We start from the raw sequence: 18,751 nt of genomic DNA on the forward strand, positions 1-18,751 counted from the left end.
TACCTCAATCCATTGAGTCAAAGCTGCCGGGGACGATAGCGCCATGGTGAGTGGGTGGCTAATGGAGAGACGTTACATTTGGTGTGCGACACGGAACCCCTGAGGGGGCGATCAGATGGGTTGCAACGGCATGGTCAACTCAACCCGCAGCCCATCCGGCCGGCTGTCGAAATGCAGGGTGCAGCCGCAGCGCTGGACAATCGCCTGGACAATCGCCAGACCGAGACCGCAGCCGGTGCTCTGGCCGTTGCGCCAGAAGCGTTGGGTCAGGTGTTGCAGATCGTCTTCGGCAATGCCGGGCCCGTGGTCGCGAACCACAAACTGCACGCGATTGCCGGTGGTGACCAGACTCAGCTCCACCGCGCCGTCGCCCGGGGTGTGACGCAGCGCGTTGTCCAGCAGGTTGCGCAGCGCGGCAATCGACAGCACGGCGGGCATTTGCACCGGGGCGTGAGAGATCTTCGGCGGCACCTGAAACTTGATCCGCTGACGATCACCGCTGGCGGCGTCCTGAATCGCCAGTTTCGCCACCTGCTCGGCGCTGCATTGCACACCATCATCGAACGACAGACTGCCCTCGACCCGCGCCAGTAGCAGCAATTGCTCAAGGGTCCGGTGCAAGCGATCGGCACCCTCTTCGGCCCGGGCCAGGGATTGATCCCGGGCCGCGCCGTCGGTCATGCGCGCCACTTGCAGGTGGGTCTTGATCGCCGTCAGCGGGCTGCGCAACTCGTGGGCGGCGTCACCGGTCAGACGGCGTTCCCGTTCGATGGTCTTGCCGATCCGTTGAAACAGCTGATTCTGGGTGTCCAGCAACGGTTGCAGTTCGCTGGGCAGCGGCTGGATCTGCAGAGGTTCCAGGGAGTCGGCACTGCGGCGCATCAAGGCATCGCGCATGCGGTTGAGTGGCGCCAGCCCCTGGCCGATGCCCAGCCAGAGCAGGCACAGACAACCGAGCAAGGCCACGCCCACCGGCACCGAAGCCGCCAGCAGGATCGACAGGTTCAGAGCCTCACGTTCGATCTGTCGATCGGCGGTGGTGATGCGCAGATCGCCGCGGGCCAGAGTGAAACTACGCCACGGTGCACCATCGATCATCTGGTCGTGGAAACCCATTTTCTCGGCTTCCAGGGTTTGTTGCGGATCGGTGTGACTGCGGGCGAGGATTTCTCCACGCAACGAACTGACCTGACAGGCCATGCCGCCGGGGATGTTCAGTTGTTCCGCGCTGAAATGGGTGCCCTCACCCTTAGTCGGCAATGCGGGCAATTGTTCCATCAGGCCGGCGACCATGCGTGCCGAGGCCACCAGCCGCTGGTCGAGGGAAAACATCATTTGGTTGCGCAGGTCGCTGAGCATCCAGGCCGCAGCCAGGGCCCAGATCAGCGCAAAAGCGGCGCCAAGTGTCAGGCTCAGGCGCAAACGCAGGCTCATCACTTTTTCAATTCCTCTGCGCCATCGGCCGGCCCCAGGCGATAGCCCAGGCCGCGCACCGTCTCGACAATGCCATTGCCGAGTTTGCGCCGCAGGTGATGGATATGCACGTTGAGGGCGTTGCTTTCCAGTTCATCGTTGAAACCGTAGACGCTGTCTTTGAGTTGCTCGGTGGACAGCACCCGACCCCGGTTATGCAGCAAAGCCTGCAGCAGCGACTGCTCGCGACGGGAAAGGTCCACCGGCTGGCCGCCCAGCATGGTTTCGCGGCTGCTCGGGTCGTAAGTCAAACGGCCGTGCTCGATCAGGTTGACGCTGCGCCCCGCCACCCGCCGCAACAGGGTGTGCAGGCGCGCCGCCAGTTCGCGCAGGTCGAAAGGTTTGAGCAAGTAATCGTCGGCGCCGGCTTGCAAGCCATCGACGCGGTCGGTGACCGAGTCCCGGGCCGTCAGAATCAGCACTGGAATCTCCAGACCATGATGGCGCAACTGCTGTAACAGCTTCAGGCCGTCTTCATCGGGAAGGCCAAGATCGAGCACCATCACGTCGAATTCCGCCACTTTGAGCATCGCCCTGGCAGACGATGCGGTAGCGACGTGCTCTACCGTCAGGCCTTGAGCGGTGAGGCCGGCGACAATGCCGCTGGCAATCAGCTCATCGTCTTCGCAAACCAGTACGTGCATGGGGAGCCCCGTAGAAAAAAGCTGATTAGGCCGGTGGCCGATTAAGCGGACATTATGCCGCAAGCGCCAATGCCACAAGGCCACCGCGGTTAATCATCGGTTAATCGACGCCGCCCATTGTGCACCTCACTTGCACAGGGACAAGGCTTACCCATGCGTCGACTGTTTCTATTCTTTGTTCTCATGATCTCGGGTCTGGCCCAGGCAGGGACTGATCCGTTCGCGACCAAACCCGACTTTCTTCCCGTCGGCAAGGCGTTCATCTTCACCTCCGAACGCCTTGATTCCGGTGAAACCCAGCTCTATTGGCAAATCGCCGACGGTTATTACCTCTACCAGCAACGCCTGAAGTTCGATGGCTTGCCCGCGGAACACAAGCCTGTATTGCCTGACGGCGAAGCGCACAGCGATGAATTCTTCGGCGAACAGCAGGTCTATCGTCAGGGTCTGGAACTGAAGATTCCGGCAGGTGCGACCGGCCAGATCAAGGTTGGATTCCAGGGCTGCGCCGACGCCGGTTTGTGTTATCCACCACAAACTCAGGTGGTGGATCTGGGCGGCAAATCCGCTATCGCTGCGACAAACGAAGCGCCGGATGAAGCCTTGGCCAGTGACCTGCAGCAACGGGCGCTGGGCTGGAGCTTGCTGGTGTTCTTTGGTCTGGGGCTGTTGCTGGCCTTCACGCCTTGCTCGTTGCCGATGCTGCCGATTCTGGCCGGTTTGATCGTCGGCAGTGGCGCCACGCCCAAGCGCGGTTTCGCCTTGGCGACCAGCTACGTCGTGAGCATGGCGCTGGTGTATGCGGCGCTGGGCGTTTTGGCCGCGCTGCTCGGGGCGAATCTGCAGGCATTGTTGCAAAACCCTTGGTTGCTGGGCAGTTTCGCGGCGGTGTTTGTGTTGCTGGCGTTGCCGATGTTCGGCTTCTTCGAGTTGCAACTGCCGGTGGCTGTGCGTGATCGCCTGGAACATGTCTCGCGTAATCAGCGCGGCGGCAGCCTGTTCGGCGCCGGTGTGTTGGGTGCCTTGTCCGGTTTGCTGGTGGGCCCGTGCATGACCGCCCCACTGGCGGGCGCCTTGCTCTACATCGCGCAAAGCGGCAATGCGCTGCAGGGCGGGTTGATTCTGTTCGCCATGGGCATCGGCATCGGTGTACCGCTGCTGTTGCTGGTGACCGTCGGCAATCGCTTTGTGCCCAAACCCGGCGCCTGGATGAACCTGCTCAAAGGTGTGTTCGGCTTCCTGTTCCTCGCCACTGCCCTGCTGATGCTGCGCCCGGTGCTGGATGAATCCCTGTGGGTCGGTTTGTGCGGCGCCTTGCTGGTGATCGCGGCTTACAGCGCCTGGCGCCAATCCGACGGTTTCGGACGCACCGCTCATGTGTTCGGGGCCAGCTCATTGTTACTGGGTTTGTGGGGCAGCCTGCTGCTGCTGGGGGCCGCCGGTGGCAGTGACGATCTATTCAAGCCGTTGCAGGTCTACAGCACTTCAAACTCGAGCCGTGCGGCAAACCCTGTCGGCCACGATGCCTTCACCACCCTCAAGGACACCGCCGAACTGCAACGGGAACTGGACGCGGCACGGGCCCAAGGCCAGTGGGTGCTGCTGGACTACTACGCCGACTGGTGCGTGTCGTGCAAGGTCATGGAAAAACAGGTATTCGGCAAACCCCACGTACTGGAAGCCTTGAGCGATGTGCGCTTGCTACGCCTGGACGTCACCGCCGACAATGCCGCCAGCCGCGAACTGCTCGGCCGTTATAAAGTGCCGGGGCCACCGAGCCTGCTGTGGATCGGTGCCGACGGCATCGAGCGTCGCAGCCAGCGCATTACCGGTGAGGTCGATGCCGACACCTTCCTGCAACGCTGGTCCACCACCCGAGACGCCCGTTAATGCTGACCTTTACCCTCGGCACTTTTGCCATTGCGCTTAATCACCTGCTGCTGATCAGCGCCCTGGCGCTGGCGACCTTCGTCGGCTGGCGAGTGGCCAAGCGCGGCGGCGAGAACCCGGAGTCGGTGCTGTTCAGCCTGTTCCTGCTGGGCATGCTGGCCGCCCGGATCAGCTTCGTGATCGCCTACTGGGCGCAGTACCGCAACGATCCGTGGCAGATCATCGACCTGCGCGACGGCGGCTTTCTCGCCTGGCCCGGTGTGATCGTGCTGCTGCTCGCCGCGTTGCATCGAGGCTGGCGTCGCCCGGGCTTGCGCCGCCCCTTGGGCTTTGGCGTGGCCAGTGGCCTGGCGTTCTGGCTGCTGGCGACTTTCTCCCTGACGATTTACGAACAAGGCACGCGCCTGCCGGAAATTGCCCTGCGCAATACCGCCGGTGAAACCGTGCAATTGGCCGACTACAAGGGTGGCCCGTTGGTGATCAATCTCTGGGCCACCTGGTGCCCGCCGTGCCGCCGGGAAATGCCGGTGCTGGAAAACGCCCAGCAACACCGCCCGGACCTGACCTTCCTGTTCGTCAACCAGGCTGAAAGCATGCAAAGCGTCAGTACTTACCTGGAAACCCAGGGCCTGAGCCTGTCCAACGTGCTGTTCGACGGCAGTGGCCGTTTGGGCCAGGCCGTCGGCTCCATGGCGTTGCCGACTACGCTGTTCTATAGTCCCGACGGTCGCCTGCTGGGCAGCCACCTGGGTGAGCTGTCGGACGCCAGCCTGGCCCGCGCCCTGGAAAACTTCGATACCCCGAGTCCTGCCGCACCGGCCACCTCTTCAAGGAAACTGCCATGCCCCGCCTCCACCACCTGCTGACGTTGACCCTGGGCGCTGCCCTGCTGCATCTACCGTCGGTCCAGGCTGAAGAGCTGCCCGACGCGATTAAGAAAATCGAAGCCAAGGGCGCGAAAATCGTTGGCCAATTCGACGCACCCGACGGTCTGCGGGGTTATGCGGCGCAGTACCAGAGCCGTGGCATAGCGCTGTACCTGACTCCGGATGGCAAGCATGTGTTGCTCGGCAATTTGTACGATGCCGACGGCAACGACCTGAGCAGTGCGCCGCTGCAGAAGCTGGTTTATGCACCGATGGCCAAGGAGGTCTGGGGCAAAATGGAAACCAGCAACTGGATCGGTGACGGGAAGAAAGATGCGCCGCGGATCGTCTACCTGTTCAGCGATCCGAATTGCCCTTACTGCAACATGTTCTGGGAGCAGGCGCGGCCATGGGTCAAGGCTGGCAAGGTGCAGCTGCGGCACATTATGGTCGGCATCATTCGCGAAGACAGCCCGGGCAAATCGGCTGCGCTGCTGGCCGCCAAGGATCCGAGCAAAGCGCTGGAAGATCACGAGAAATCCGGCAAGGGCAGTTCGCTAAAAGCGCTGAAGGACATACCTCCGGCGATTCAGGCGAAACTGGCGGCGAACATGCAGCTGATGGAGGACCTTGAGTTGCAGGCCACCCCGGCGATTTTCTACATGGACGACAAGGGCGAGTTGCAACAGCAGCAAGGCGCGCCTTCGCCGGACAAGTTGGTGAAGATTCTCGGGCCTAAGTGACGTCACCGACCCCTTCGCGAGCAGGCTCGCGAAGGGGCCTTCACAATCGCTAGAGAATCAAAGCCCTTCCAACTCCGCCATCAGATCATTCAACCGATCCACCTTCTCCTCGGTGATGTCGCTCGCCGCCAGCCCTTCGATGTACTCGGCCAGTTCTTCCACCGTGCTGCATTCAAACATCGCCCGCAGCGGCACATCACGTTGCAGGGCTTTCTGCACCCGCGAAGCGATCTGCGTCGCCAGCAATGAATGCCCGCCCAGCTCGAAGAAGTTGTCACGCACCCCCACCTTCCCGACCTTTAGCACTTCGGCCCAGATATCAGCCAAGATCTGCTCCAGTTCATTGCGTGGCGCCTGATAGTCCTGGCTCTGCAACTGGCCGATTTCCAGCGCCGGCAGGGCCTTGCGGTCGAGTTTGCCGTTGGCATTCAGCGGCATCCGGTCGAGCCACAACCAATGCAGCGGCACCATGTATTCCGGCAGCTCGGCACGCAGCCGTTGCTTGATGCGCTCCAGTCGCTCGGTTGGATTGATCAAAGAATCAGCCGCTACCAAATAACCGACCAGATGCTTGCCGTTGACCCCTTCCTGCACACTTACTGCCGCTTCGCGGACTTGCGGCTGTTCATGCAGACGCGCCTCGATTTCACCCAGTTCGATGCGGTAGCCGCGGATCTTCACTTGATGGTCGATACGCCCGACGTATTCCAACACGCCGTCACTGCGACGACGGGCCAGATCTCCGGTGCGATACAGACGATCACCGGGCGCGCCAAACGAGTTCGGCACAAACACTTGAGCGGTGCGCAAGGGGTCACTGACGTAGCCACGGCCGACACCGGTACCCGCGACGCACAACTCGCCCACCGCACCCAGCGGCACCAGTTCCAGCGCGCCATCAAGCAAGTACAAACGGTTGTTGTCGGTCGGCGTACCGATCGGCAAATAACTGCCGCGAGTCGACGCCATGTCGACGCGGAAGAACGCCACGTCATCCGAGCATTCCGCCGGACCGTAAGCATTCACCAGACCGATCTGCGGGTAGCGCAGCAACCACTGGTGCGCCAGCTCCGGCGGCATTGCCTCACCGGTCGGCAGCATCCAGCGCAGTCCGTCGAGGCTCATGCGTTCCTGGGCGAGCATGCCCTGAATCAGCGATGGCACGCTTTCCAGCACGGTGATGCCCTGCGCCGACACATGCGCCAGCAACCCTTGCGGATCATGGGCGATGGTGTTCGGCACGATGTCAACCCGAGCGCCGAACAACGGTGCGGCGAGGAACTGCCAGACCGAAATGTCGAAACTTTGCGAGGCGGTCTGAGCGATCACATCGTCGGCGCTCAAATTCAGGTACGGCACCTTGCTCAACTGGTTATTGAGCATGCCGCGCTGCTCGACCATCACGCCCTTCGGCAGACCGGTGGAACCCGAGGTATAGATCACGTAAGCGAGGTTGTCCGGACCACTGTAGACACCCGGATTGACCACCGAAACATCGCTCGCCTGCACCTCTTCCCACACCAGCAACTTCGGCCGATTGGCGCAACTGAACTCATCCAGTAGCGCGACAGCTTGTTCACGACAGGCCTCAGTGCAAACCAGCAACGGCGTGCGGCTCAGGTCGATGATCCGGCTCAGACGCTGGCTCGGCAGGCCCGGGTCCAGCGGCAGGTAACCGGCGCCCGCCTTGAAGCTGCCGATGATCATGCCCAGCAGATCGAGGTTACGTTCGGCGAGCAATGCCACCGGTTGATCCAGCCCGACGCCTGCCGCAATCAGCGCATGACCGAGACGGTTACTGCGCTGGTTCAGCTCAACGTAGCTGTGCAACTTGTCGAGGCAACTCGCGGCAATCCGTTGTGGATGTTGCGCGACCTGAGCCTCGAACAACGCGACGTAGCTCTGCTCCAGCGGATAGTCGTGTTCACTCTGATTGCAGCCATGGATCAGGAAATCCTGCTCTTCGGCCCCCAGCAGCGGCAAGTCAGCCATGTTGCCATGGAAACCTTCGACCAGCGCCAGCAGCAACCGCTTGAACTCGCCGAGCATGCGTTCGACGGTCGACTCATCGAAGTAACGCTGGTCGTAAGACAGGTGCAAGCCCAGGTCATCGCCCGGATAGCACACCGCCGTCAGCGGGAAGTTGGTGTGGGTGCGGCCCGAATCCGACGTCGCGTTGAGGCTCTGCGCTCGGTCCAGCACCGAGACTTCCACCGGGGCGTTTTCGAACACGAACAGGCTGTCAAACAACGGCTGGCCCTTGGGCAGTTCGCTGTTTTCCTGAATGCTCACCAGCGGCAGGTATTCGTACTCGCGCAATTGCATGTTGCTGTCGAGCAAGCCACTGAGCCATTGACGAACGCTGCACCGCTGATCGTCCTCGGGCATTTTCACCCGCAGCGCGATGCTGTTGATGAACAGCCCGACGGTGCGCTGCATCGCTGGCATTGCCACCGGACGCCCAGCCACCGTGACGCCGAACAGCACGTCGCGATCACCGCTCAAACGTCGCAGCGCCAGCGCCCACGCCGCTTGAGCGAAGGTGTTGATGGTCAGTTGATGCGCCTGGGCCAGTTCGCGCAGTTGCGCACCGTCACGAGCATCAAGCCTTGTGTAGCGGTCGCCGACGATCATCCCGCCGCTTTCACCGGCATGTTCACGCAGGAACGGCCGGTCGCTCGGAATCGGCGTGGTCCGCTCGAAGCCTTGCAGGTTGGTTTTCCACCACTGCCGCGCCTCGGCCAGGCTCTGGCGTTGCAGCCAGCCGATGTAGTCGCGATAGCGCGGTGGCACGGCCAGCTGCGCGTCTCGACCTTCGCCCAGTGCGGTGTAGATTTCGAAGAAATCGTTCATCAACAGCGAACGGCACCAGGCATCGATCAGGATGTGGTGGTTGCTCATCATGAACCAGTAACGCGCCGCGCCCACCCGGATCAAACGCAGGTGGAACGGTGCCTGATTGAGCAGATCGAACCCAGCCTCACGCTCGCGTTTGAGCAGTGCCTGCAACGTCGGCTCCTGCTCGGCATCGACGATTGCGGTCCAGTCCAGATACTCGATCGGCGTGCTGCCTGGCTTGTGGATAACTTGCAGCATGTCTTCGCCGACGTTCCAGCAGAACGACGCGCGCAGGGCTTCGTGACGGGCGATGACGGCTTGCCAGGCCTGGGCGAAACGCTGCGGGTCGAGCTCGCTGTTGATGCGGTAGCGATCCTGCATGTAATAGAGGCCGGTGCCCGGTTCCAGCAAGGTGTGCAACAGCATGCCTTCCTGCATCGGGGTCAGCGGGTAGACGTCTTCGATAGCGGCGGCGGGGATGGGCAGCGCGTCGAGTTGTGGCTGGGTCAGTTTCGCCAACGGGAAGTCCGACGGCGTCAGGCCACCCGCATCGTCGCCCAGGCAATGCTCGATCAGGCTCTGCAATTCGCCAAGGTATGCGTCCGCCAGTTCAGTGATGGTCTGCGGGTCGTGGCGTTCGGCGCTGAAGGTCCAACGCAGCACCAGCTCACCGCCGTAGACCTGACTGTCGACGCACAGCTCATTGGGCAGCGGCGCGCGAGGATCATGGGCCGCGCCGACCGCTTCATCGAGAGGCAGGAACAAGGCGTCCGCGCCGAAGCTCTGGTCGAACTGACCGAGGTAGTTGAAGGTGATCGGTGCCACCGGCAAGGCCGCCATGCTCTGACGGCTCGAGTCATCGGCGAGATAACGCAACACGCCATAACCCAGACCTTTGTGCGGCACCGCACGCAGTTGTTCCTTGATCGCCTTGATCGAGGCGCCCTGCCCGTCCACTGGCGTCAGCCGCAACGGATAAGCGCTGGTGAACCAGCCGACGGTTCGCGTCAGGTCGATTTCGTCGAACAGGGTTTCGCGGCCGTGGCCTTCGAGTTGAATCAACGCCGACGCGTGACCACTCCAGCGGCACAGCACGCGCGCCAATGCGGTCAACAGCAAGTCGTTGACCTGGGTGCGATAGGCACTCGGCGCTTGCTGCAACAATTGTCGGGTGCGCTCGCTGTCGAGACGCACACTGACGGTTTGTGCATGACGATTCTGCCGGCCACCCTCGGGGCGATCACACGGCAACTCGACGCTTTCACCGGCCAGTTGCGACTGCCACCCGCTCAGTTCTTCACGCAGGGATTCACTGCCGGCATATGCCTGCAAGCGTGCGGCCCAGTCCTTGAAGGCAGTGGTTTTCGCCGGCAGTTTTGCCGACTGCCCCGCGTCCAGTTGGCGATACACCGCTTGCAGGTCGTCCAGCAGCACTCGCCACGAAACGCCGTCCACCACCAGGTGGTGAATGGCGATGAACAGCCGCTGTTGGCCCTCGGGGCCGTCGACCAGCAGCGCCCGCATCAACGGCCCCGCTTCGAGGTCGAGGCTGCGCTGGGCATCGGCGAACAGTGCCGCGCATTTGTCCATGGACGTAACGCGCACTTGCCACAGCACCGGCGCATCGGAAATCGCCTGATGCTCGGCCTGCCATTGACCTGCGACGTCGGTGAAACGCAAACGCAAGGCGTCGTGCTGTTCGATCACCGCCAGCAATGCTTGCTCGAGGCGATGGGGCTCCAGCGCCACGGTGGGCTCCAGCAGCAATGCCTGGTTCCAGTGTTGGCGCTGAGGGATATCGGTGTCGAAGAACCAGTGCTGGATCGGCGTCAACCGTGATTCGCCGGCAAGCAAACCTTGCTCGGCCGTGACCTGCTCAGTGCGGGTCGCCACGGCGGCCAGGGTCTGTACCGTCTGATGCTGGAACAGGTCACGCGGGCTGAAGTGAATGCCCTGCTGCCGCGCACGGCTGACCACCTGAATCGACAGAATCGAGTCGCCGCCCAGTTCGAAAAAGTTGTCGTTGAGGCCCACTTGTTCGACATTCAGCACTTCGCACCAGATCGCGGCCAGCGTCAGTTCAAGCTCATTGCTCGGCGCCACGTAGTGCTGACGGTTCAGCTCCGGATCCGGCGCCGGCAGTGCGCGGCGGTCGAGTTTGCCGTTGGCGGTCAGTGGCCAGCGAGCCAGCAAGATCAAGTGCGTCGGCACCATGTAATCCGGTAACTGGGATTTCAGGTGAGCCTTGAGGGCCTCGCGCAGTGAGGCTTGTTGGGTTTCGTCCTGCTCGGCAATGTCAGTTACCAGGTAGCCGACGAGTTGTTTTCCGCTCGGTGCATCAAGGGCCAACACCACGACCTCACGCACGGATTCATGCTCCAGCAGACGGGTTTCGATCTCGCCCAGTTCAATGCGGAAACCACGAATTTTCACTTGATGGTCAATGCGCCCGAGGTACTCCACCAGACCATCGGCGCGCTGACGCACCCGATCGCCGGTGCGGTACAGGCGCCCGCCATTGGCGGCAAAAGGATCGGCGACAAACCGCTCGGCCGTCATGCCCGGACGCTGGTGATAACCCTGCGCCAGCCCGGCACCGCCGACGTACAACTCGCCGGTCGCGCCTTGCGGCACCAACGCCAGATCGGCATCGAGGATGTAAGCCACCCGAGCGCCAATCACGCTGCCGATCGGCACACTGCCCATTCCCTCTTCAAGCTGCTCAGGCGCCAGACTGGCCAACGGCATGACCACGGTTTCGGTCGGGCCGTAAGCGTTGAAAAACAGACTCGGCTTGAACGCTGCGCGAATTCGCGTCAGGTGTTCGCCGGTCAAGGCCTCACCGCCGGTGATGCACATCCGCACCGGTAATGTCTCGCCCTGAGTCGCCAGCCATTGCGCCAACTGGCTGCCGTAGCTTGGGGTGAAGCCGAGGATGTTGATGTTGTGACGGCGAATCAGACCGCAGATTTCTTCCACACCCCACTGGCCCTGAGCGCGCAGAACGACTTGAGCCCCACTCAACAACGGCACCAGCAAACGCTCGGTCGCGGCGTCGAAGTTGATTGAATAGAAATGCAGCTCACAGTCGTCCGGGCGCATGCCGAAGCGCTCGATCACGGCGCGGCAGTGCATGGCGATTTCACCGTGGGACACCACCACGCCTTTTGGTTTGCCAGTAGAGCCCGAGGTGTAAATCAGGTACGCCTGGTGTTGTGGCAGGCTGATAAACGGCAGCTCGGTGTCCGGGTAATTGGCCAGTGTGGCGGCGTCCTCTTCGAGGCACCCGCGAGCCACGGTAGGCGGCAGTTCGCCAAGCGCTTGGAACATCGCCGCATCGCTGAGCAGCAAACCGATGCCGCTGTCTTCAATCATGTAGTGCAAACGATCCAGCGGGTATTCCGGGTCCAACGGCACATAGGCGCCGCCCGCCTTGAGGATCGCCAGCAGGCCGACGACCATTTCCAGCGACCGCTCAAGTGCCAGGCCGACCCGAACCTGCGGCCCAACCCCACGCTCGCGGAGCATCCAGGCCAGGCGATTGGCGCGACTGTCGAGTTCGGCGTAGCTCAGGGTTTGCCCGACGAAAGTCAGTGCGGGTGAATCTTTGCGGGCCAGGACCTGCTCGCTGAACAGGTGCTGAATGCACTGATCGAGTCGATGTTCGCCCGGCTCGACGCCGAGGCTGTCGAGCAGGTTTTGCTGTTCGGCAGCTTCCAGCAACGGCAGCTCACTGAGGCGCTGTTGCGGATCGGCCAGCAGCGCCTCCAGCAGGTTGCGCCAATGCCCGGCCATCCGCGCAATGCGTGGTTCATCGAACAGATCAGTGCTGTAGGTCAGGCAGCAACCCAGGCGATGGTCGAGGTCGGTGACTTCCAGGTTGAGGTCGAACTTGGTCGCTCGCGCATCGTTGGCCAGGTACTCGACGGTCATGCCGGCCAGTGTGCGGCTCTGCTGGAATTCCCAGCGCTGCACGTTGCACATCACCTGGAAAAGCGGGTTGTAGGCGGCGCTGCGCGGTGGCTGCAAGGCTTCCACCAAGTGATCGAACGGCAAGTCTTGATGGGACTGACCTTCGATCACGGTGTGGCGAACCTGCTCGAACAACTCACCCACGGACATCTGCCCGTCAAGCTGGCAACGCAGCACCTGGGTGTTGAGGAACGCACCGATCAGCCCTTCACTTTCGGGACGAATCCGGTTGGCCACCGGCGCGCCGATGCGCAAATCGGTCTGGCCGCTGTAGCGGTAAAGCAGCACGGCCAGCGCGGCGGTCATGGTCATGAACAGGGTCAGACCGTTGTGTGCATTGAAGGCGCGGACCCGGGCGGCAAGGTCATCGCTCAGGTCGAAACGGAACAGTTCGCCCCGATGACTTTGCACGGGCGGACGTGGACGGTCGGCGGGCAATTCCAGCAGCGGATGTTCACGCCCCAGTTGTGCGGTCCAATAATCGAGTTGGCGCTGACGTTCGCCGGATTCCAGCCACTGACGCTGCCAGACGCTGTAATCCAGGTATTGCACTGGCAGTGGTTGCAGCGGCGATTCGCGGTCATCGACAAAGGCTTCGTAGAGTGCACTCAGTTCCCGGGCGAAGATGTCCATCGCCCAGCCTTCGGTGACGATGTGGTGCAAGGTCAGTACCAGGTAATGCTCCTGCTCGGCGGTCTTGACCATGCAGGCGCGCAGCAGCGGTCCGGTTTCCAGATCGAAGGCTTTATGCGCTTCGTCGTCCGCGAGTTGCTGGACGCGCTGTTCGCGGCTATCAGCGTCGAGCGCGGAGAAGTCCTTCCAGTCCATGCGCATGCCGGTGTCCGGGTGAACCCTTTGCTGCGCCACGCCATCGATGCTCGGGAACGTGGTGCGCAAGGTTTCGTGACGCATGATCAATGCGTGCAGCGCTGCTTCAAAGCGCCCGACATCAAGTACCCCGCGCAGCCGCGCCATGCCGCCGACGTTATAGGCCGGGCTGTCCGGTTCCATCTGCCAGAGGAACCACATGCGCTGCTGGGAATAGGACAACGGCACCGGTTGGCTGCGGTCGACTTTCTCGATGGGCGGTTGCCGGTTGGTTTTGCCGCTGGCCTGAATCAAGCGAACCTGTTCGGAAAACACGCCAAGCTCACTGTTTTCGAACAGCGTGCGCAGCGGCAACTCGACGTCGCAGGCCTGACGGGTGCGGGAGATGATTTGCGTGGCCAGCAAGGAATGGCCGCCGAGGGCGAAGAAGTCGTCGCGCAGACCGATTTGCGCCAAGCCTAATACTTCACGCCAGATACCGGCGATGTGTTGTTCCAGCGCGGTGACCGGTTCGACGTGTTCGCGCACTTGCCATTGCGGTTCCGGTAAGGCGCGACGGTCGAGTTTGCCGCTGGGGCTCAGGGGCATTTCGTCCAGACGCATCAGCTGCGCCGGGACCATGTATTCCGGCAACTCAGCCGCCAGCGCTATTGTCAGGCGGGCGGTTTGAACGTCTTCAGTTTCACTGGTTTCAGTGGCGGTGTAGTAACCGATCAACTGTGCGCCGGCCGCCGTTTCGCGCACCAGCGCCACGGCTTGAGCGACGCCGTCCTGAGCCAGCAGGCGTGCTTCGATTTCTTGCGGTTCAACGCGGAAACCACGCAGTTTGACCTGCTGATCGAGACGGCCGAGGTATTCGATCACACCATCGGCGGTCCAGCGCGCACGGTCACCCGTGCGGTACAAGCGAGCGCCCTGCTCGCCCAGCGGATCGGCGATAAAGCGTTCGGCGGTCAGGCCTGGACGACCCAAATAGCCGCGCGCCAAACCAATGCCACTGATGCACAGCTCGCCCGGCACACCGGCCGGAACGGGATTGAGTGCCTCATCGAGTACGCGGCACAGCACATTGCCCAGCGGACGACCAATCGGTGAGCGTTCGCCATCGGCGGTTGTGCAGTGCCAATGGGTGACGTTGATCGCGGTTTCGGTCGGGCCGTAGCGGTTGTGCAATTGCACGGCAGGCAGGTGTTCCAGCACGCGGTTGCGCAGTTCGGCGGGCAAGGCTTCGCCACCGGAGAATACCCGACGCAGGCTGGTGCATTCGGTGGTCAGCGGTTCGTCGATGAACAGCGCCAACAGCGGCGGCACGAAGTGCAGCGTGGTCACGCCGTACTGTTGGACAAGCTGCGCGATGCGGTGCGGATCGCGGTGTTCGCCAGGGCCGGCGATCAGCAAGCGTGCACCTGTAATCAGCGGCCAGAAGCACTCCCACACTGACACGTCGAAACTGATCGGTGCCTTTTGCATCAACACGTCAGTTTCGTTCAGGCGATAGGTGTTCTGCATCCATTGCAGCCGCTCGGCGAGGGCTGCGTGGGTGTTGCCGACGCCCTTCGGCTGGCCGGTGGAACCGGAGGTGTAAATCACGTACGCCAGGTTGTCGCCGTGCAAGTGCAGACCCGGCGTTTGGCTCGGCCAGTTCTCCAGATGCAAGGCGTCCATGGCGATCACGCTGACGCCGTCGGCGGTCGGCAGGCGGTCAAGCAGCTCGGTTTGGGTCAGCAGCAATTCGACGCCGCTGTCGCTGAGCATGTAGGCCAGGCGTTCGGCCGGGTAATCCGGGTCCAGCGGCACGTAGGCGCCACCGGCCTTGATGATCGCCAGCAGGCCAATCAGCAACTGCGGCGAACGCTCGGCGGCGATGGCCACGCAGACATCCGGACCGACGCCTTTGTCGCGCAGGTAATGGGCCAGTCGGTTGGATTGGGTGTGCAGTTCGGCGAAGTTCAGGCTGCCGTCGTCCCACATCAGGGCGGTGCGCTCAGGGGTCAGGCGAGCCTGTTCATTGAGCAACTCGGGCAGCCAAACGCGGGCCGGCGTACACGGTGCGGCGCTCCACAAAGTTTGCTGATCGAGCTCGGACGGGTTCAGCAGTTGCAGGTCGCCGATAGCGGTTTTCGGTTGCTCGCAGATCGCTCGCAGCAGGTTGCTGAAATGCTCGGCCAGACGCTCGATGGTCGCGGTGTCGAACAGTTCGCTGGCGTAGTCGAAGGACAGACTGAGGCGACCATTACGGTCTTCTTCGCTGTGCAACTGCAGGTCGAACTTGGCTTCGCGGCTGTGCCACGGCAGCTCTTCGGCCAGCAACCCAGGCAGGTGACGCAGTGCGCTCAAGTCCCGCTGCTGGTGGTTGAACATGACCTGGAACAAACCTTGTTCGCGGGCTTGCGGGAAGGCTTCGAGCAATTGTTCGAACGGCAGGTCCTGATGCGCTTGTGCGCCCAACGCGGCCTGACGGGTTTGCGCCAGCAACGCCACAAATGGCAGCTGCGAATCCAACTCGGCGCGCAGCACTTGGGTGTTGATGAAGAAGCCGATCAGCCCTTGGGTTTCCAGGCGCGGACGGTTGGCGTTCGGCACGCCGATGCGGATGTCGCGCTGGCCACTGTAGCGGTGCAGCAGGCTCTGGAACGCCGCGAGCAACAGCATGAACGAAGTGGATTGATGGGCCTGGGCGGTCTGGCGAATGGCGTCGCTCAGGGTCGCGCCCAGCTTCACGCAATGGCGGGCAGCACGGTGAGTGTGTTGCGCCGAGCGTGGATGGTCGGTGGCCAAACTCAGGGTTGGATGATCAGAGCCCAATTGCGCTTTCCAGTAAGCCAGCTGACGCTCGCCCTCCCCTTGCGCCAGCCATTGGCGCTGCCAGCTGCCGTAGTCGGCGTATTGCGTGGACAATGCCGCGAGCGTCGCTGGTTGTCCTTGGGACGCTGCGGCGTACAGGCGCGAGAACTCGTCGATCAGCACGTTCAGCGACCAACCGTCGGCGATGATGTGGTGCATCGTCACCAACAGTTGATGGTCCTCATCATCGAGGCGCACCAGGGTCACCCACAGCAGCGGGCCTTTTTCCAGATCGAATTGAGTACGGGCTTCGTCCTCACGGATTTGCTGCGCACGGCCTTCACGCTCGGCCACCGGCAGGTCGCTGATATCGATCAGTTGCAGGTTGAATTCGCTCGCGGCATCGACCTGTTGCAGCGCCACACCGTCACGCTCGAAGAACCGCGTGCGCAGGGATTCGTGACGCTCGATCAGTTGCTGGAAACTGGCGCGCAAGGCGTCTTCATCCAGCTCGCCGCGCAAGCGCAAGGCACCGGGAATGTTGTAGGCACTGCTCTGCGGGTCGAGTTGCCAGGTAATCCACAGACGGTTCTGCGCCAGGGATTGCGGCATGGCTTCGGCGCGCGACAGCGGGGTGATCGCGCCTTGGGCGAGGCCACCCTCCTGTTGTTGCTGAGCGACCGCGGCGGCAAACGCGCCAAGGGTCGGCGCTTCGAACAACAGGCGCAGGTTCAGCTCCAGAGCGAGTTCTTCGCGCAGACGCGCGACCACCTGAGTGGCCGCGATGGAGTTGCCGCCCAACAGGAAGAAGTGATCGTCGGCGCTGACCTGTTTGACCTGCAATTGTTCGCACCAGATCTGGCCGATCAAGGATTGCAGTTCAGAACCTGATTCAGTTGTGGATTTACTGTCGACGTTTGCCGACGGGAACAGCGCATAGCTGTCGAGGCTGCCGTCCACCAGACGATTGCGGCATGCCGAGCGTTGCAGTTTGCCGCTCGAGGTCTTGGGCAGCGCGCCCGGATTGAGCAGCACCACCACGCTCGGCGCTTCCTGATACACCTCGGCCACGGCTTGGCGGATGGCTTTGATCAACGCGTCGGGCGGGAGGATTTTTTGCACGCTGCGGCTGATTTCCGCCGCAATGCCGATGCCTTCCTGGCCTTCGATGTTGACCGCGAAAGCGGCGACCCGCCCTTTGCGCACCACCTCCACGTCGCGTTCGATGGTTTGCTCGATGTCCTGTGGGTAAAGGTTGTGACCACGGACGATCAACATGTCTTTCAGGCGCCCAGTGATAAACAGTTCACCGTTGCGCATAAAGCCCAGGTCGCCGGTACGCAGCCAGGTACGGCCGGCATGTTGAACGAACGTCTTGGCGCTGGCTTCAGGGTTGCGCCAGTAGCCGTGGGCGACGCTTGGCCCGGCGGCCCAGACTTCGCCAACCGTGTTGTCCGCCAGCGCGTTGAGCGCAATCGGATCGACAATCAGCACCGCGTGCTCCGGCTGACTGATGCCGCAACTCATGATCGGGCTGCCGTCGCCTGCCTCCGCACGGTTTTGTGCCAGGGCTTGATCGTCCACGCACAGGTTGCCAATGCCCTGACCGCGAGGGCTGCCGGCCACGAACAGCGTCGCTTCGGCCAACCCGTAGGACGCCATGAAACTGTCTTGGGTGAAACCGCAGGCCGCGAACTTCTCGGCGAAGCGTTCCAGCGTATCGAGGCGAATCGGCTCGGAGCCGGAGTACGCCACGCGCCAACCACTCAGGTCCAGACGTTCCAGGGCCGATTCACTGACCCGCTCGCTGCACAGTCGATAGGCAAAATCCGGCCCACCGCTGATGGTGCCGCCGTACTCGCTGATCGCTTCCAGCCAGCGCAACGGCCGGCCGAGGAAATACGCCGGCGACATCAACACGCACGGCACGCCGCTGAAAATCGGCTGCAACAGACCGCCAATCAGGCCCATGTCGTGGTACAGCGGCAGCCAGCTGACGATCACGTCGTCAGGATTCACATCAATGCCAAAGCCGTGGCGAATCAGCAGTTCATTGGCCACCAGATTGCCGTGGCTGACTTGCACCCCTTTAGGCAACGCGGTGGAGCCGGAGGTGTATTGCAGGAACGCGATGTGGTCGTCTGCAAGGTTCGGCGCCACCCAACGTTCGGCCAATGCACCGTCGAGCGTATCGACACACAGCAACGGCGGCGCGCCCTCGATTTGCTGCAACGCATCGCGCAGACCGGCGCTGGTCAGCAGCAGACGTGGTTCGGCATCGCTGATGATCGACAGCAGACGCTCCTGATGATGACGACGAGCCGACTCCGGCGGATAGGCCGGCACCGCGATCACACCGGCGTACAGGCATCCGAAGAACGCCGCGACGTAATCCGGGCCGCTGGGAAACAACAGCACCACGCGGTCGCCAAACGCAGCCTCGGCCTGCAACGCGCCAGCCATGGTCCGCGCCCGCTGATCCAGCTCGCGATAACTGAGCACCACAGCCTGATCCTGGGTTTCGGCGAGAAAACGCAAGGCCACCCGGTCCGGCGTCAGGGCCGCTCGGCGCTGAAGGGCTTGGACCAGTGTGCTGGGGAGTTCGAACGCGTCGGTCATGAGGTTTCCTGCCTGAATTCGGCTTGCAAGTGAAATCGGTTTTCTGACGTCACGCCCCTTCGAGGGCGCGCAGGACGCGGTCTTCGCCGACCGC

The 18,751-nt window shown here is 62.4% G+C and carries 6 protein-coding genes; 3 read left to right on the forward strand and 3 right to left on the reverse strand.

Annotated features, from left to right (window positions below; genetic code table 11):
• Positions 1-111 precede the first annotated feature (111 nt).
• Together QK293_RS19640 and QK293_RS19645 are read right to left on the reverse strand one after the other, a co-directional pair.
• A complete protein-coding gene (locus QK293_RS19640) occupies positions 112-1,437 on the reverse strand; it encodes an ATP-binding protein (RefSeq protein ID WP_282380045.1) in 1,326 nt (441 codons plus the stop codon).
• Positions 1,434-2,117 (reverse strand): response regulator, encoded by a 684-nt coding sequence (locus QK293_RS19645; RefSeq protein ID WP_282380047.1) that lies wholly within the window; start codon positions 2,115-2,117, stop codon positions 1,434-1,436. Before QK293_RS19645 ends, QK293_RS19640 begins: the two co-directional genes overlap by 4 nt.
• Positions 2,118-2,270: 153 nt before the next feature.
• Between QK293_RS19645 and dsbD the strand changes: the two genes are divergently transcribed.
• The 3 genes from dsbD to dsbG are packed head-to-tail and all read left to right on the forward strand — an operon-like array spanning position 2,271 to position 5,616.
• Positions 2,271-4,007 (forward strand): protein-disulfide reductase DsbD, encoded by a 1,737-nt coding sequence (dsbD, locus tag QK293_RS19650; RefSeq protein ID WP_282380049.1) that lies wholly within the window; start codon positions 2,271-2,273, stop codon positions 4,005-4,007.
• Positions 4,007-4,873 (forward strand): TlpA disulfide reductase family protein, encoded by an 867-nt coding sequence (locus QK293_RS19655; RefSeq protein WP_282380051.1) that lies wholly within the window; start codon positions 4,007-4,009, stop codon positions 4,871-4,873. Before dsbD ends, QK293_RS19655 begins: the two co-directional genes overlap by 1 nt.
• The gene (gene dsbG / locus QK293_RS19660) at positions 4,849-5,616 is read left to right on the forward strand and encodes a thiol:disulfide interchange protein DsbG (RefSeq protein ID WP_282380053.1); all 768 of its coding nucleotides are present in this window, start codon (positions 4,849-4,851) and stop codon (positions 5,614-5,616) included. Before QK293_RS19655 ends, dsbG begins: the two co-directional genes overlap by 25 nt.
• Before the next feature lie 57 nt (positions 5,617-5,673).
• On the opposite strand, the gene QK293_RS19665 is transcribed toward dsbG, so the two are convergent.
• Entirely contained in the window at positions 5,674-18,657 is a 12,984-nt protein-coding gene (locus QK293_RS19665) for a non-ribosomal peptide synthetase (RefSeq protein WP_282380055.1), read from the reverse strand.
• Positions 18,658-18,751: the final 94 nt, after the last annotated feature.

It is taken from the genome of Pseudomonas sp. AL03 (genome assembly GCF_029960815.1).
GTDB lineage: Bacteria > Pseudomonadota > Gammaproteobacteria > Pseudomonadales > Pseudomonadaceae > Aquipseudomonas.

Bases quoted from the DNA above. Each gene is read 5' to 3' on its own strand.
- QK293_RS19645 (WP_282380047.1), bottom strand. From the start codon at position 2,117: ATGCACGTACTGGTTTGCGAAGACGATGAGCTGATTGCCAGCGGCATT.
- dsbD (WP_282380049.1), top strand. From the start codon at position 2,271: ATGCGTCGACTGTTTCTATTCTTTGTTCTCATGATCTCGGGTCTGGCC.
- QK293_RS19655 (WP_282380051.1), top strand. From the start codon at position 4,007: ATGCTGACCTTTACCCTCGGCACTTTTGCCATTGCGCTTAATCACCTG.
- dsbG (WP_282380053.1), top strand. From the start codon at position 4,849: ATGCCCCGCCTCCACCACCTGCTGACGTTGACCCTGGGCGCTGCCCTG.
- QK293_RS19665 (WP_282380055.1), bottom strand. From the start codon at position 18,657: ATGACCGACGCGTTCGAACTCCCCAGCACACTGGTCCAAGCCCTTCAG.